The sequence below is a fragment of the Bacteroides sp. f07 genome (genome assembly GCF_042854785.1).
In the GTDB taxonomy this organism is placed as follows: Bacteria; Bacteroidota; Bacteroidia; order Bacteroidales; family Bacteroidaceae; genus Bacteroides.
In genome coordinates this window covers 3,579,254-3,594,929 of record NZ_BAABXI010000001.1, presented here as the reverse complement: position 1 = coordinate 3,594,929, position 15,676 = coordinate 3,579,254, and the positions used below count along the sequence as shown (strand labels likewise).

The following is a 15,676-nucleotide window of genomic DNA, read 5'->3' as shown; positions in this document are numbered from 1 at the left end:
TTTCTTTGTCTGTTAGACGTAGTTAATATCCGAGAAAGTTGCAAAGAGACGAAATATTTTTGATATTTGCGCAAATTATTATACGAAAATGGATTTACCCGCTTCTTTCATAAAGTACACCCGCTCTTTATTGGGCGATGAAGAATACGACAAACTGGCTGTTGCTATCCAACAGGAACCTCCTGTCAGCATAAGGTTTAACAAGTTGAGAATGGATTCTCAACTTGTTCCCGTTCCTTGGGCATCCGAGGGCTTTTATCTTGATGAGCGTCTTACTTTTACGTTCGACCCGTTGTTTCATGCGGGGTGCTATTATGTTCAGGAAGCCTCTTCCATGTTTGTAGAGCAGGTGCTCCGGCAATATGTCACAGAGCCGGTGGTGATGTTGGATCTCTGTGCTGCCCCCGGTGGAAAATCGACTCATGCCCGCAGTGTACTTCCTGAAGGAAGTCTGTTGGTTGCCAATGAAGTCATCAGAAACCGTTCGCAGATTTTGGCGGAGAACCTGACAAAGTGGGGACATCCGGATGTAGTTGTTACGAACAATGATCCTGCTGATTTTTCGTCCTTGCCGTCTTTCTTTGACGTGATTCTGACCGACGTTCCTTGTTCCGGTGAAGGAATGTTCCGCAAAGATCCGGTAGCAGTTGAAGAGTGGAGTCCTGAAAATGTGGAAATATGCTGGCAACGGCAGCGAAGAATTATCGCAGATATCTGGCCTGCCTTGAAGCCCGGTGGAATTCTTATATATAGTACGTGTACCTATAATACAAGAGAAGACGAAGAAAACGTCTGTTGGATTCAGCAAGAATTTGGAGCCGAACCGCTAGTCCTGGACATTTCGGAAGACTGGAATATAACAGGAAATCTCTTATATAAGAAGTCTGATACCCCAGATATGGGCGGGAATTCTGAACAAGTGGCTTCCGTCTACCATTTCTTCCCGCACAAAACCAAAGGCGAAGGCTTTTTCCTTGCTGCCCTTCGCAAACCGGAAACAGAAGCAGATACTATGCCAGCTTTTCTTTCTTCAAAAAACAAGGCAGCAAAGAAAAAGGATAAGAAAGGCGGGGCAATCCCTTCAGTTGTCTCCAAAGAGCATCTGAATATAGTCAAGAGTTGGCTGAATGAAGAGAAATCCCACGGATATATAGTATCGGTAGAGGGAACCAAGATTCAAGCCTTTCCGCAACAATACGTTGAAGAACTGGCAGCTATGAAGCAAAGTCTGAAAATCGTATTGGCGGGAGTTGGCATAGGAGAGGTGAAAGGGAAGGATTTGATTCCCGACCACGCTTTGGCGATGAGTTCCGCGCTATTGCGGCAGGGAGCTTTTGCAACCGAAGATATAACTTATGAACAAGCGATTGCCTATTTACGGAAAGAGGCCATTGCCTTGTCGGCAACAGCCCCTCGCGGTTATATTTTACTTACTTACCGGAATATCCCTCTCGGTTTCGTAAAGAACATCGGCAATCGTGCAAACAATCTTTATCCGCAAGAGTGGCGTATCCGTAGCGGATATTTGCCGGACGAGATAAAGATCTTATAGTTTACTTTTGTAAATTCGTGCCATCGCTTTTTGGTACTGATTTTCCAGTTGCAAATAATTCTGGTGGCTTTGATAAATCACGGATACCTCGACAAAGTATTCAATCATGCTGATTTGTCCGCCCGTTAAAGCCTGTCTTAGCAATGCCAGGTCTTGTTGGGACTGGAAAGTCTTGCTGTATTCTTCCATAGAAGTATGCAGCGCTTTAGCTTCCCGATAAAGCTGTGCCAGTTCAGATTCCACCTGCAATGCGGCATTATCCTTTTGCAAGTCAATATTCAGCGCTTGTGCTTTGGCAATCTTTACCTTATTCCGGTTTTCGAAAATTGGGAAAGAAAAGCCGACCACTACACCGTTGAACGGTACTCCCGTCTCTGTATTCCGTCGATAACCCAACTCCAGTTTCGGTAGCCACTGAGACTTGTTGACAGCAATCTGTTTGCGAGCAACCAGACTCTCGTTGCCAAGTGCCATCAACGTGCGGTCTGCGGACATCACCTCAGACTTCAAAATCTGATAATCAGAGGGGAAAGGCACAGCCGCATATTGATTCTCTTCGAAAACTACCGGAATATTTCCGTTCAACGTATTCAGTTCTTGCAACTTATTGCGAAGTGCCGTCTCGTTCAGAGACGCTTCTGTTTTCACGTTCAGCAGTTCCAGGTTAATTTTGTTCGTCTCGAGTGCATTCGCGTCTCCCGTTTGCAGACGTTTGGTGTACATCTTGGCAAGCTCTTCCGCATTGCGCAGACGCTCTTCCAGGATGTTTTTCTGCTGGCGGAGCATGATAATATCCAGGCAAAGTTCTTTTGCTTGCAATAATTTCTCTTGGCGGAAAACATCTGCCTGACTGTCATAAGCTTCGGCTTTCAATCGGTTCAGCTTATTGCGTGTTGCATATAAACTGGGGAAATCGAAGCTTTGTGAAACAACCAGCTCGCCAATTGTTTCACTCTTATCTTTCGCACCCCAAAGATGCGCATAAGAAAGTGTGGGGTCGGGCAAGTTATTCTCCGTTCGGGATTCCAATTTTTGCGAAGTAATAAGTTGGGCATTTGCCTGCAATTCCTTATTATTCGTTTCTATATTTTTTAATACCTGCTCTATGCTACTCTGAGCATGTGCACCGCCTGTCAGGGCGAAAAGTGCTGTAGCAGTAAAAGAACCTATGATAATAATTCGTTTCATACTTTTTCTTTTATTTGTTTTTTGGGGGAGTGCATCATCAGGTAAACAATCGGGACAATGAAACCGTTCAGGAATGTAGATGTTAAAAGTCCGCCCAGAATAACTTTAGCCATCGGGCTTTGAATCTCGTTTCCGGGCAGATCGCCACCTAGTGCAAGTGGAATCAGTGCCAGGGCAGAAGACAATGCAGTCATCAGAATCGGGTTCAGACGGTCGAGAGACCCCAGTATCACGCTGTCGTAGACATTCAGACCTTCCTCTTTTTGCAGATGGTTGTAGTGGCTGATGAGCAACATACCGTTTCGGGTCGCAATACCGAACAGAGAGATAAAGCCGATGATAGCCGGAATGCTCACCTCTCCCGTGGTGATAACCAGTGCAAATACGCCGCCAATCAGTGCAAGCGGCAAGTTCAGCAAGATAACGCCGGATTCCTTCACGTTACGGAATTCATGGTAAAGCAGCAGGAAGATAACGACAATACTGATAAATGAAGTCAGTGCCAATGTCCGGCTGGCAGCCTGTTCGCTTTCAAACTGTCCGCCATATTCGATGTGATACCCTTCGGGGAGCTGTACGGACGTGTCGATACGTTCCTGGATGTCGTTCACCACACTGCGTAAGTCACGGTCGGCCACGTTGGCGGAAATCACGATTTTACGTTTTACATTTTCGCGGTTGATTGTGTTCGGCCCCATGGACGAAACCACTTCCGCCACGTAGTTCAGAGGAACTTTGCGGCCGTCGTTGGTATCCACCATCAGATTGCGGATTTTCTCCATTTCATCTCGCGCGTCATCCTTCACCTTGACGATAAGGTCGAAACTCTTCCCCTTTTCGTAAACCTGTGAGATGACTTTTCCTGCGAGAGCTACGTTGACATACTCCGAAAATTCCGGCAAGGTGATTCCAAATTTGGCCAGCATTTCCCGTTTCGGCTGGATTTTCAACTGTGGACGTTCGATTTGCTGCTCCACGTTGAGGTCGGCGATGCCCGGAATATCCTCGATAGCCCCTTTTATCTGGTTGCCGAGCGAGAACATCTTGTTCAGGTCGTCACCAAAAAGTTTGATAGCAATATTCGCCTTTGTACCGGACAACATAGCATCGATACGGTGACTGATAGGCTGGCCGATTTCTATATTCGCGCCGGTGATTGTACCCAACTTCTCGCGAACCTCGGCAACAAGCTCATTGCGCGGGCGATCTTTCAGTTCAAAAGGCGCCTCGATTTCCGACACGTTCACGCCAAGCGCATGCTCGTCCAATTCGGCACGCCCCGTTTTGCGGGCCACCGTCTGTATTTCGGGAATGGTGAGCAACAATTCCTCTGCGCGATGCCCCATTTTGTTGCTTTCTTCCAAAGAGATACCCGGCAGAGAACTGATATTGATAGTAAAAGAACCTTCGTTGAAAGAAGGCAAGAAACTGCGTCCGAGAGTAAAGAACACACCGAGAGCAATAACAAACAGTCCGATAGTACTACCCAAAGTCAACCGTTTGTGTGCCAGCACCCATGTAAGAGCTTTTCCGTAAATCCCTTTCATCCAACGTGCTACGAAAGATTCTTTCAGCTCCTTGTTCGTCTTGCCGCTGCCTAGTAGATATGAACAGAGCACCGGTGTCAGCGTGAGTGCAACTACCGTTGAAGCAAACAGTGCCACGATAAACGCAATGCCCAATGGAACCAGCATACGTCCTTCCATTCCACTCAGGAAGAAAAGAGGAACAAAACTGACAACAATAATTAATGTCGAATTAAGGATAGGCATACGCACCTCTTTAGAGGCGTTAAACACCACTTCGAGCGTACTAAGCCGTTCGGCTTCCGGTTTCTGGCGGTTCTCCCGCAGCCGCTTGTACACATTCTCTACATCGACAATTGCGTCGTCCACCAGCGAACCGATGGCAATCGCCATACCGCCGAGACTCATCGTATTGATAGTCAGCCCCATGTAATGTAGCGTCAGAATAGAAACAAGCAGCGAGATAGGCAATGTCACCAACGAAATCACCGTTGTGCGCACATTCGCCAGGAACAGGAAAAGAACGATGACCACAAAGATACCACCTTCAAAAAGCGACTTTTTCACGTTGCCGATAGAGCTTTCGATAAAACGGCTCTGACGGAAGATATCGGTAGACACTTTCACGTCCGCAGGCAAATTCTTCTGAAGGTCTTTCAGCGAAGCTTCCAGTTTGTCTGTCAGTTCGAGCGTGCTGGTGGCAGGTTGTTTGGTGACAGTCATCAGTACGGCAGGTTTGCCGCGCTCGGAAGCCGTTCCCAGTTTCGGAGCTTTCGGTCCGATTTTCACATCAGCGATATCTTCCAGTGTCACAGGGAAAGTGTTCACCGTTTTCACGACAGCTTTGCCGAGCTCTTCTATTTTTGATGTGGAGAGTACGCCACGTACAATGTATTCATTTCCAAACTCGTATAGCACGCCACCGTTGGCATTGAGGTTCATATCCTGGGTGACAGTCATCACTTCGCCCATTGAAACGCCGTAGTGGCGCATCCGTTCCGGGTCTAGCTGAATTTGGTATTCTTTGATGTCTCCGCCCAGTACTGCCACCTGTGCCACACCACCGGTAGACAACAGGCGGGGACGAATCGTCCAGTCGGCAATCGTCCGGAGGTCGAGCATCGAGGTCGAGTCGGCAGTCAGACCGACGATAAGCATTTCACCGAGAATCGAAGACTGCGGGCCGAGAGTCGGCTTGCCGACGTTGGCAGGGAGAGATTCGCTGACTACTGCCAGTTTCTCGCTGACAATCTGACGGGCAAGGTAAATATCTGTTCCCCAGTCAAATTCTACCCATACAACAGAAAAACCGTTGGTGGAAGAGGAGCGTACGCGGCGTACACCGGTAGCACCGTTCACGGCTGTTTCGACAGGAAAGGTGACGAGTTGTTCCACTTCCTCGGCTGCCATGCCGTTGGCTTCGGTCATGATGACCACCGTAGGGGCATTGAGGTCGGGGAAAACGTCTACTTCCGTATGCATGGCAGTGTAAGTCCCCGCGATGAGCAGGAGAACGGCCGCGCAGAGCACAACCAGGCGGTTGTGCAGGGAGTAATGTATGATTTTGTTAAGCATGATAATTCATCAATTGAGTGATACAAAATTGGATAGATGCACCGCAAGGAAATCCGGCTGCGGCACCTTGCCGCTTAGTGCTCGTGGCTGTGCGCAGGAATGGCGTTGCTGGCGCTTGCCAGGCGAACCTGATAAGCTCCCTCGGTCACTACACGGTCGCCCGGTTTTATTCCGGTCAGGATTTGCACGCTCTTGCCGTTGTCGGCACCTAGAGTGACTTCCTGCTTCTTGTATCCTTCCTCATCGAGTTGCAGATATACAAAGAATATTCCCTGCTCCTCGGTCAATGCTGTGCGGGGAAGGGAGAGCACATTTTCCAGTTGTGAAGAAAGCAGATAAACCTCTACGAACGAGCCGGCAATGATATCGCCTTTGTTGTCAAACTCGAAAGTCACGGGCACGTAGAAAGAATTGTCACCCGATGTCTTTCCGAAAGAAAGAAGTCGGCCGTTTAACGCACTCAACTCGTACACCATATTATTATAAGGTGTTTGGAAATTGGCGGAATTGATTGTACGGAGATACGGGTAATACTTTTCCGACACTTCGGCACGGAGGAACAGACGGCGGTTTTGCGTCACACTGACCAGCGGTTGTCCGATGGTCACATAGTCTCCCTCTTTCACAAGGATACTCTTCACGTAGCCGGCGATAGGTGCGGTGATATTCTGTCCGATTGCCGAATGATTCTTTGCGAGCGCTTCGTAACTGATGCGGGCATTTTCGTAATTCTGTTCCGCCTGTGCAAAATCCTTGTCGGATACGATTTTGTTGGTTACAAGCGCTTTCATACGTTCGTATTCTTTCTTCGAAACTTCGTAAGCGATGCGGGCACGCTGCACCGGGTCGCCGTCTGCGATGTTGTGCGAAGAAATGGTTACCAACGGAGTACCGCGTCCCACGCTCATGCCTTCCGTCACCTTTCCGCGGAAAGAGACAACACCTGCCACTGTGGCTACGGCTACGGATTCGTCACCTTGTGCAGCCAGTACCTGTCCGCTGGTTTTGATGACTTGCTGGAAAGGGGCGGGCTCTACGACGCTCACCTTTACTCCGGCGGCGTCAGCTTTCGCTTTCGGGAGAATAATCTCGTCGCTGTGGGCATCGGCGGCTTCGTTGTGGCCGTCGGTGGTACCCCCCTTGTGATTGTTTGCGGAACCGTGACTATGGTCGCCATTACATTCTCCTTCGTGATTGTGTCCGGCGCCTTCCGCCTTGTGATCATGCCCTTCCGCTTCGTGATTGTGTCCATCATGGTTGTGTGTGACGGTACTATGATCATGTCCTTCATGGTCATGACTATGCACATTTTTGTTAGTGCAGGAGCCTAAGGCGAACAAGCCCAAGATTCCCATCAAAAAAATCTTCTTCATAAATGATATTTTCCTACTGAGTTTTACTGTTTTTTTACGTTACAAAGATACGGTAATGCGGATGCAACAGATTTGCATTCACGTTTTTACGCAAAAACAGAGTAGGGGGGAGCGCGAAGGGAAGTGGCACGGGGAGTATCCGTACCATGCAGAGAGTCTCGGTAGACGTAGTAGTTCTTGACCCGTCTCTCTTGCGGTCGCAATAAATGTTCTATGATTACATCCGTGAACAGCGTAGCGATGAATACGTAATCCGGACCGCTATCCGTATGTACGGATGGGATAGGTGATTGAAATCGCGTCAGGCACTCGCTGCTGCAACACGAGTCGTTTGCCGGGTGGTGATGGTGGTGATGCATGGGGCACTGCTGTTCTACCGGCAAGTCCTGCTTCATGCAAATCATTCCGTCGGAGTGGTGGTGATGGGGAATAACGGCTGCCACCAACATGATAATGTTGATAAAAAACAGCAGAGTTACTATCATTCGTTTCTTCCCCTTCATCCTTTCTTTTAGAGAAATTATTTTTTTAGTGGTTCTTTTTCTTTGTTTGACATAGCTTGTTCTTTCTAAGTCCTGCTATATTAATGTGCACAAATATACAAATACTTTTCTTTCTTTTTCTAGCCATCACCCTCTTTTTATTATTTATTAGGGTGTTATAAGTTGATAAATTCAGACATAAGAACAAAAGAACGTAAAGGCTGCGCTTAGAAAATTATTCCTGCTGTTTATTTAACTACAGTTTTAATTTTTGTTCTTATGTTCTTCTGTCTGAAAAATATTATTTCTTTTCCAGTTCCTGCAATGAATCCATTTTTTTCTTCTCAAGGAACTCATAGATGCCGCAAAGATGTTCCGTCACTTTCTGGTTGCCGAACTCATACACCTTCGTCACCAATCCGTCGAGGAAGTCACGGTCGTGCGAAACGACAATCAACGTTCCGTCAAAATCGAGCAGTGCCTGTTTCAGAATATCCTTCGTTTTCATGTCAAGATGATTCGTCGGCTCATCGAGAATCAGAAGATTGACAGGCTCCAGCAGCAGCTTAATCATCGCCAACCGCGTCCGCTCACCGCCGGACAACACCTTCACCTTCTTCATCGATTCTTCCGGCCCGCCAAACATGAAAGCTCCCAGCAAATCACGAATCTTATTCCGAATCTCGCCTTTCGCCACATCATCAATCGTCTGGAACACCGTAAGGTTCTCATCCATCAGCGATGCCTGGTTCTGCGCGAAATACCCGATTTGCACATTATGCCCCAGCGTCAGCGTGCCATCGTGCTCAATCTCCCTCATGATACACTTCACGAGTGTAGACTTACCCTCACCGTTCTTGCCGACGAAAGCCACTTTGTCCCCACGCTCAATCGTCAGATTCGCGTTGCGGAACACCGTCTTCTCACCGTACGACTTGCCTACACCGTCCATAATCACCGGATAACTGCCCGACCGTGGCGAGGGCGGGAATTTCAGCCGCAATGCCGACGTATCCTCTTCGTCCACTTCCAGCAACTCCAGTTTCTCCAACATCTTCACGCGACTCTGCACCTGCAACGTCTTCGAGTACGTCCCCTTGAAACGTTCGATAAACTCCTTCGTCTCGGCGATAAACTTCTGCTGCTCGTCATATGCCTTCTGCTGCTGCTCGCGGCGTTCCTTGCGCAGTTGCAGATATTGGGAGTAATTCACCTTATAGTCATAGATACGCCCCATCGTCACCTCAATAGTGCGTGTCGTAATATTATCCACGAATTTGCGGTCGTGACTAATCACAATCACCGCCTTACCGTTGTTAATCAGAAAATCTTCCAACCACTGGATAGATTCGATATCCAGATGATTCGTCGGCTCATCGAGTAACAGTACATCCGGTTTCTGCAACAGCAACTTCGCCAGCTCGATACGCATCCGCCATCCGCCGCTGAAATCACTCGTCTGACGCTGGAAGTCGTCCCGCTTGAACCCCAGTCCCAGCAACGCCTTCTCCACATCTTCCTCGTAATTCGTGGCATCAATCGAGTAAAACTTTTCGCTCAACGCGGAAACTTCCTCAATCAGTGACATATAACTGTCACTCTCGTAGTCCGTCCGCGTCTCCAACTCCTTGTTCAATCTCTCAATCTCCGCTTCCATCTCGTGCAGATGTGCGAACGCCTGTGCCGTTTCGTCAAACACCGTCCGTCCGTCTTCCGTCATCAAGTGCTGCGGCAGGTAAGCCACCACACAATCTTTCGGCGCGGAAACCTTGCCGCGGGTAGGCTGCCGCACACCTGCCAGAATCTTCAGCAGTGTACTTTTTCCTGCCCCGTTTTTACCCATCAGGGCGATGCGGTCTTTCTCATTAATTACAAAGGAAATATCACTAAATAAAGCAGTGCCGCCAAACTCTACGGCCAATCCGTCAACAGAAATCATACTATTCTTTTAATTTGAAGCGCAAAGATAGCGAAATATATGAATATTTTTTATACCTTGCGGGCTGAAAAGGGAGACTACCCTTAAAAAACAGATAAAATAACAATAGTAAAACAATATGGAAGGTGAACAAACCAATGAATTCCGTCCACTGATTCTGGTGGCTGAGGATGATGACAGCAACTTCAAATTAATAAAGGCTATCATAGGTAAAAAATGTGATATCGAATGGGCTAGAAACGGCGAAGAAATGGTGCAGTTGTTCCAGCAACACCACGAAAAAGTCAAAGCGATGCTGATGGATATCAAAATGCCCGTAATGAACGGACTGGAAGCGACGAAAATAATCCGTGAGTCCAATACAGAAATCCCCATCATCATGCAGACTGCTTACGCTTTCAGCTCCGATAAGGAAAACGCGATGAACGCGGGAGCGACGGAAGTGCTGGTGAAACCGATCACTTTGGGAATTCTCCGCACTACACTAAGTAAATACTTACCCGACTTGCAATGGTAGAATGGATACTTAAAAAAAGTAAATAGGGCGGATTGGTAGAAAATAGTATCGGTCAGTAGAAAAATGGTATCACAAAATGTGCCGTATGTTTACATTTTCAGTCTGCTTATCTTCATGCTTCATCACAATTAAACGATAATTCTTAGGTGCGAATTATACGGTATACACGGCTTTTACGGCTTTTGGAAATATAGTGTATAAGAGAGTAATCCGTGCTTAAAAAAAGTAAAATAGGCGAACCTCACGGTTGGCCTATTTTTGTTCGCCTCTGTTAATTTGTTAGAGTTCAGAAGCGACGCTATGTAAAGTCCCTCCTTTGAGAGAAATTAGTTCAGTTAGAGAGAGAGGATAAGGCTGGCCTATCCCCTCTGAAGAATCTTTTTATACCGGAGAATACCAAGTCTCGTCTTCGTCCCATGCCGTCCAGCGAAAACCTTTCACCGTGTAGGTTTTTCCGTTCAGAGTGTATTTGACTTCTATGCCGTCGGCTTTCCCGTTTGTCGGTGTTGTCACGCTTTTCTCGGTCATGACACCTGAGGTAACGGTAAATTCTCCGACAACTGTATGACCGTCCGCTTCCATATTTCCGGCTGTTCCGCTGAAAGTGCGTGCCGTTACGTCACAACTGATTTTGCCCAGGATACCGGCGTCAAATGAGTCGTCACTCGGCAGCTTGATCCAAAGTTTGTCTTTATCGTTTTCAGCCGTATTATACAGATACATATAGGTTCCATATACATTATAGGTAACCCCGTCGCTTGTCATTTGATGCATCACTATCTCTTGATTGTTCTCATCAAGCACTTTTACGTAGTACTGTCCGCCCAGCGGGTAAGTGGGTGCAAACTCCTGCTCATAGTCTCCGTAGGTGTCGCATGAAGCGAAAGTCACCAGGGCGAACATCAGGAAAAATAAATATTTAATAGGTTTCATATATATCCTTTCTTTTTTCTAAAAATCAATATCCATTCGTTTATTTATGCCACCACAACGGTTCGGTGATTCCCGGAACTACCGAAGGAGCGTTGGTGTTGTAGTCCAATGACTCTCTGGAGTAGATGAAGCGGTGGGCATATTGTCCTTTGGCCAAAGAACTGTTCTCGTTGTATGCCAGTGTTCCCAGTTCATAACCCGGATTTTCCGTAGTCAGTGTTCCTATCGCCGGTATTCCTGTACGGTTGATGTCAAACCAGGTGTCCCAGGCTTGGCAACGGGTGCTGGCAATCCATTTCTGGGTAAGGATGCACTTCAACATACTGGCTTCATTGGTACTGTCAAATTCGTAGTCGCCATCGGCTGTGATGAATGAGCTGCCATCGCGTCCCCATCTTTCGAATGAGAGTTCTACGGCGTTGTCGTAATGAGTTTTGGCACTCGCTTTGTCTGCCAGTCGTGCGTAGCATTCTGCCAACAGATATTCTGCTTCGGCAGCCGACATATAATAGACAGGGTCGAGAGCACCTATCGTGGCACGGGCTGTTGTCCGGATGGAGTAAACGGTAGACGTTCTGTTTCCGTACGGAATAGCCCTGTAAGAGCCGTCCGCCGCCTTGTCATAGAAATCTTCGATACGCGGATCGTTGTGTGCTGCCAGATAGTTAGCTAGTGTAGTGCAAGCACGCACGTTGTTCGTAGTGTTCAACTGGCGACGGTCGTTTTCATAGAACGGATTCGATTTGTTCACAATGTCCTCAAAGCAATGCACCGTAGCGTCTCCGTCTGTCAGGAATCCTCCTGCGGCAAGCATCGTTTGTATCTCCGTCTTGTTTGCATTGAAGTCTCTCATCAATAGTTTGAGTTTCAGTGTTTTGGCAAATTTGATCCACTTGGAGATGTCTCCGTCGAAAATGTAATCTTCCACCCCCATTGTCAGAAGTCCCGGTGCAGATGCGTCGGCTTCTTTGTCGATTGCGTCATTCAGCATCTTCAGGATGCCCGGATATACTACTGTTTTGCTGTCGTCATATTTACAGTTTTGTCCTTGCAGCGCTTCGGTGAACGGGATGTCACCGTAAGCGTCGGTGAGCACATGATAGGTGAAGGCAGTCATGATTTTGCCTGCTACCCAGTAGTTCCATGCGCCTTCGGCTTCCGATTTCTTAATCACGAGGTCGAGGTCGGGCAGTACGTCGGCATAAGGGATTCTCCAGAGACGCAGGTCGCTGGATGAAGTCATGGCGTAGTTGACCAGCGTGATGTATTGGCTGGACGACGGGTTTTGTGTGTAGTGCTGTGACCACATTCCGCCGTAAAGCTGGTATAGATAACCCATCACGGCTGCCGAGCCGGTGAATGCGGACGGGAGCAGGGACGTCACGGTAACTTGTGATTCGCCCGGATAGTTCGGGTTTTCATTGACATCCAGGTAGTTCTCACAGGAAGTGAACATTCCGGACAGGACGGTGCTTAATACACCTATATATAAATATTTAATCTTTTTCATCTTCAATCGTCTTTTAGAATACAACTTTAATACCACCACCTATGTTGCGTGTAGAAGGAAGAGCGGCAAACTCTCCGAGTTCAGAGGTGATGTCATTACCATAGTTTGTGATTTCAGGGTCAACGTAATTGTTGGCTTTCGGGGTCCACATGAAGAGGTTGCGTCCGATGAAACTTACGTCCAACTGGCGGATTCCGAGTTTGGAAATCCATGCTTTGGGCAGTGAGTAAGAGAGTACCAGTTCTCTCAGTTTCAGGTAGCCTTTCGGGATAACGAAGTTTTCGAACTGGCTTCTTGAGTAAGAGTCGCTGTAATAGTTGCTCATGTTGTCGCTCGTCACCGGATTGTTGTTTTCTGCATATCCGCCGCCCGGAAGTGCGACAACGGAGTTGGGCACAACGAACGGGTCGCGGTTGTTGAATACCGAGCGAGTCGTGTTACCCACAAAATGCATCAACTGCGCGGTGTATGAGTACATATAGCCGCCTTTGCGCCAGTCGGCTACTGCTGAAAGGGTGAAACCTTTGTATTTGAGGCTTGTATTGAAGCCCATGGTGAAGTCGGGAGATGAAGAACCGATAGTCTTCATTTCGCTGTTGCTGGTGGTCGGGATACCGTTGGCGTCAACAATTGTTTTCCCGTAGTAGGGGCTGTTCTCGTCTTGTACGGTTGCGATGGCGGGCACTTGGAAAATACCGAGCGGTTCACCCACCTTAGCTACGAAGTTCACACTGTATGCGGTTTGCAATACATATTCCGTCACCGGTTTGCTGCCTTCGTTCCACAGTTTGTTTACCTTGCTCCAGTTCTTGCTGAACGTCACGCCCAAGTCCCATTCTACTTCTTTGGTGCGTACCGGAGTGAAATTCAGCGCAATTTCAATACCCTTGTTCGAAATTTCACCGACGTTGCGTACGGCTGTCGTGTAGCGGGTTTCCGGCGCTACATCTGCCGAGATGATTTGGTTTTTGGTCAGCTTGTCATAATAAGCGACATCGATGCCGATGCGGTTGTTGAAGAAGTTGGCTGTCAGTCCTAATTCCCATTCGGAAGTCTTTTCCGGTTTCAGGTTGTTGTTAGGCTGGCGGTTGTATTCAGTCAGTCCCAGCGCACCGTTCAAGGGTGCGTCGAGGTATCCGAATCCACTGGAGATATGGTCGGGGATATAGTATGCCAATGTTCTGTATACATCAGCGTCATTACCGGTTTGTCCCCATGCGGCACGTACTTTGAGGAAGTCCATCACGTTGTTTTTCAGTGAAGGGAACATATCGGTCAGTATGAGTGACGTATTGATGCCACCGTAAAAGAAACTGTTGTTGTTGATTGGCAGGGTTGACGACCAGTCGTTACGTCCGGAGAGGTTGACAAACCAGAAATTCTTGTACCCGAATTCTACCTGGGCGAAAGCACCGATTGTTCTGCGCAAGTCTCTGTAGTTGGTGCTGACAGGTTTGTCGATACCGTTCTGCAGGTTGTACCATCCCTCCATGAAGAGCCCCTCGAGATAAGACTTGAGGTAAGACGACTTCCGTTGGTTGAGGTTCCAACCGGCGGTACCGCCCAGTGTAATGTCCGAACCGATATTATAGTTGGCGTTTACGAATATCGTAGCGTCGATTTGGTCGTAGTTGTCGGTACGTTCGGTATAAGTCCCCTTTTCATCGGATTTACCGCCGTCGGTACTGTACGAGTTGTCTGCGTAAGTCAGTTTCGCAGTACGCAGTTTCTGGCGTGAGTTGGTGAAGTCGCCGCCAAGACGTCCCACAGCTTTCAATCCGGGGATGACTTCGTATGACAATTCCAGTTTACCGTAGATACGGTCGTCCTGATAGCTGTTCTTGTTGTTGGCGAGTACCCAGTACGGGTTTTGCGCGTACCAAGTATAATAGTTGTCGGCGTCATAACGTTCGTCGTTATAGTCTTTCATTACTGAGTAGTCTATGTCTACGGGATGCTGTATCAGTTCCTGCTGCATGGTTGCTCCTGCTTTACCCTGTCCGGCGGCAGCTTTTGTCATATCCTTGCGGATATAGGTGATGCTTGCGTCGGCGCTGAACTTGCCGAAGTTCATGTTGCCGCGGAAAGAGAACGTGTTACGTTCATATTTGTCGGCGTTGTCGGGCAATACACCATTTGAAGAGGTGTTGCCGTAAGAAAGCATCAATCCCATCTTTTCGTTACCGGTACGTACGCTGACGTTGTTGTTCATCTCGAATCCGGTAGTGTAGAAGTTGCGAAGGTTGTCTTTCACGAACGAGAAATTCTTTTTCATCGGAGTGCTCAGGTTGTAGGAACCCCATTCATGGAGTCTGCCGTCGAGTACAGGTCCCCATGAACCATTCTCGGCACTGTCCCAGATTCCCCATCCCTGGCCGAACTTGTCTTGTTCCTGCGGCACGCGCAGCACGTTCGAAGCCATGAATGAACCGTCATAAGAGATTGTCAGTTTTTCTTGTTTGGCACGTTTGGTGGTAATCATCACGACACCGTTGGCCGCTCTCGAGCCGTAGAGTGCCGTAGCTGACGCGCCTTTCAATATGGTCACCGATTCTACATCGTCCGGGTTGATGTCGTTGGCACCGTTACCGAAGTCGACTGCGTCACTGGCGTCGATAACACCGTTGCCGAGGTCGTTGGAGAGGCTGGTATTGTTGGACATCGGCACACCGTCAATGACGTACAGCGGCTGGTTGCTTGCGAAGGACGAGTATCCACGCACAATCACTTTTTGAGAACTACCGGCTGTCCCGGCACTGGAGATATTTACACCGGCTATCTTTCCGGAAAGTCCGGACATCACCGAACCTGACTTAGCTGCAACAAGATCGTCACTCTTGACCGTAGAAGCAGCATAACCTAATATCTTCTCGCTTCTCTTAATACCCAAAGCGGTGACTACTACTTCGTCCAATGCCTTCGCATCCGAACGAAGGATAATTTTCAGCAATCCTTCTCTGATTGTCACGTCTTGTGGAATCATTCCTACATAAGAAACGCGCAAAGTTTTAGAAGTACTTGGTAATAGCCCTTTCCACTTTCACTATTGTTAATACTCCTTTTCTATATTTGTAGTCGTAA

Annotated in this window: 9 protein-coding genes and 1 pseudogene; 2 read left to right on the top strand and 8 right to left on the bottom strand. The window is 48.0% G+C overall.

Annotated elements, in window-relative coordinates:
- The first annotated feature begins 88 nt into the window (after window positions 1-88).
- The gene (locus ACGHVY_RS14700; protein WP_390599561.1) at window positions 89-1,552 is read left to right on the top strand and encodes a methyltransferase RsmF C-terminal domain-like protein; all 1,464 of its coding nucleotides are present in this window, start codon (window positions 89-91) and stop codon (window positions 1,550-1,552) included.
- Here the strand turns inward: ACGHVY_RS14700 and ACGHVY_RS14695 are convergent.
- The 5 genes from ACGHVY_RS14695 to ACGHVY_RS14675 form a co-directional block, all read right to left on the bottom strand.
- Window positions 1,547-2,740, bottom strand: a complete 1,194-nt coding sequence (locus tag ACGHVY_RS14695) for a TolC family protein (RefSeq protein WP_390599560.1) — start codon at window positions 2,738-2,740, stop codon at window positions 1,547-1,549. The two genes, ACGHVY_RS14700 and ACGHVY_RS14695, sit on opposite strands and share 6 nt — an antisense overlap.
- Window positions 2,737-5,841, bottom strand: coding sequence for an efflux RND transporter permease subunit (locus tag ACGHVY_RS14690; RefSeq protein WP_390599559.1), 3,105 nt, complete (start codon window positions 5,839-5,841; stop codon window positions 2,737-2,739). The genes ACGHVY_RS14695 and ACGHVY_RS14690 overlap by 4 nt, the downstream gene beginning before the upstream one ends.
- Before the next feature lie 74 nt (window positions 5,842-5,915).
- A complete protein-coding gene (locus tag ACGHVY_RS14685; RefSeq protein WP_390599558.1) occupies window positions 5,916-7,214 on the bottom strand; it encodes an efflux RND transporter periplasmic adaptor subunit in 1,299 nt (432 codons plus the stop codon).
- 86 nt (window positions 7,215-7,300) lie between these two features.
- Window positions 7,301-7,717, bottom strand: a complete 417-nt coding sequence (locus tag ACGHVY_RS14680; protein WP_308745595.1) for a DUF6769 family protein — start codon at window positions 7,715-7,717, stop codon at window positions 7,301-7,303.
- Window positions 7,718-7,997: 280 nt separating this feature from the next.
- A complete protein-coding gene (locus tag ACGHVY_RS14675) occupies window positions 7,998-9,635 on the bottom strand; it encodes an ABC-F family ATP-binding cassette domain-containing protein (RefSeq protein ID WP_308745594.1) in 1,638 nt (545 codons plus the stop codon).
- Between the two features lie 118 nt (window positions 9,636-9,753).
- On the opposite strand from ACGHVY_RS14675, the gene ACGHVY_RS14670 reads away from it, so the two are divergent.
- Window positions 9,754-10,152, top strand: coding sequence for a response regulator (locus tag ACGHVY_RS14670; RefSeq protein WP_308745593.1), 399 nt, complete (start codon window positions 9,754-9,756; stop codon window positions 10,150-10,152).
- Between the two features lie 381 nt (window positions 10,153-10,533).
- On the opposite strand, the gene ACGHVY_RS14665 is transcribed toward ACGHVY_RS14670, so the two are convergent.
- The 3 genes and pseudogenes from ACGHVY_RS14665 to ACGHVY_RS14655 form a co-directional block, all read right to left on the bottom strand.
- Window positions 10,534-11,085: a lipid-binding protein gene (locus ACGHVY_RS14665; protein WP_390599557.1), complete on the bottom strand. Its 552-nt coding sequence runs from the start codon at window positions 11,083-11,085 to the stop codon at window positions 10,534-10,536.
- A 40-nt stretch (window positions 11,086-11,125) separates the two neighbouring features.
- A complete protein-coding gene (locus tag ACGHVY_RS14660) occupies window positions 11,126-12,595 on the bottom strand; it encodes a SusD/RagB family nutrient-binding outer membrane lipoprotein (protein ID WP_308745591.1) in 1,470 nt (489 codons plus the stop codon).
- A gap of 13 nt (window positions 12,596-12,608) precedes the next feature.
- Window positions 12,609-15,620: pseudogene (locus ACGHVY_RS14655) on the bottom strand (SusC/RagA family TonB-linked outer membrane protein); the annotation flags it as partial.
- Between the last annotated feature and the right edge of the window lie 56 nt (window positions 15,621-15,676).

Coding starts and splice junctions, on each gene's coding strand:
- ACGHVY_RS14700 (WP_390599561.1), top strand. CDS start 89: ATGGATTTACCCGCTTCTTTCATAAAGTACACCCGCTCTTTATTGGGC.
- ACGHVY_RS14695 (WP_390599560.1), bottom strand. CDS start 2,740: ATGAAACGAATTATTATCATAGGTTCTTTTACTGCTACAGCACTTTTC.
- ACGHVY_RS14690 (WP_390599559.1), bottom strand. CDS start 5,841: ATGCTTAACAAAATCATACATTACTCCCTGCACAACCGCCTGGTTGTG.
- ACGHVY_RS14685 (WP_390599558.1), bottom strand. CDS start 7,214: ATGAAGAAGATTTTTTTGATGGGAATCTTGGGCTTGTTCGCCTTAGGC.
- ACGHVY_RS14680 (WP_308745595.1), bottom strand. CDS start 7,717: ATGAAGGGGAAGAAACGAATGATAGTAACTCTGCTGTTTTTTATCAAC.
- ACGHVY_RS14675 (WP_308745594.1), bottom strand. CDS start 9,635: ATGATTTCTGTTGACGGATTGGCCGTAGAGTTTGGCGGCACTGCTTTA.
- ACGHVY_RS14670 (WP_308745593.1), top strand. CDS start 9,754: ATGGAAGGTGAACAAACCAATGAATTCCGTCCACTGATTCTGGTGGCT.
- ACGHVY_RS14665 (WP_390599557.1), bottom strand. CDS start 11,085: ATGAAACCTATTAAATATTTATTTTTCCTGATGTTCGCCCTGGTGACT.
- ACGHVY_RS14660 (WP_308745591.1), bottom strand. CDS start 12,595: ATGAAAAAGATTAAATATTTATATATAGGTGTATTAAGCACCGTCCTG.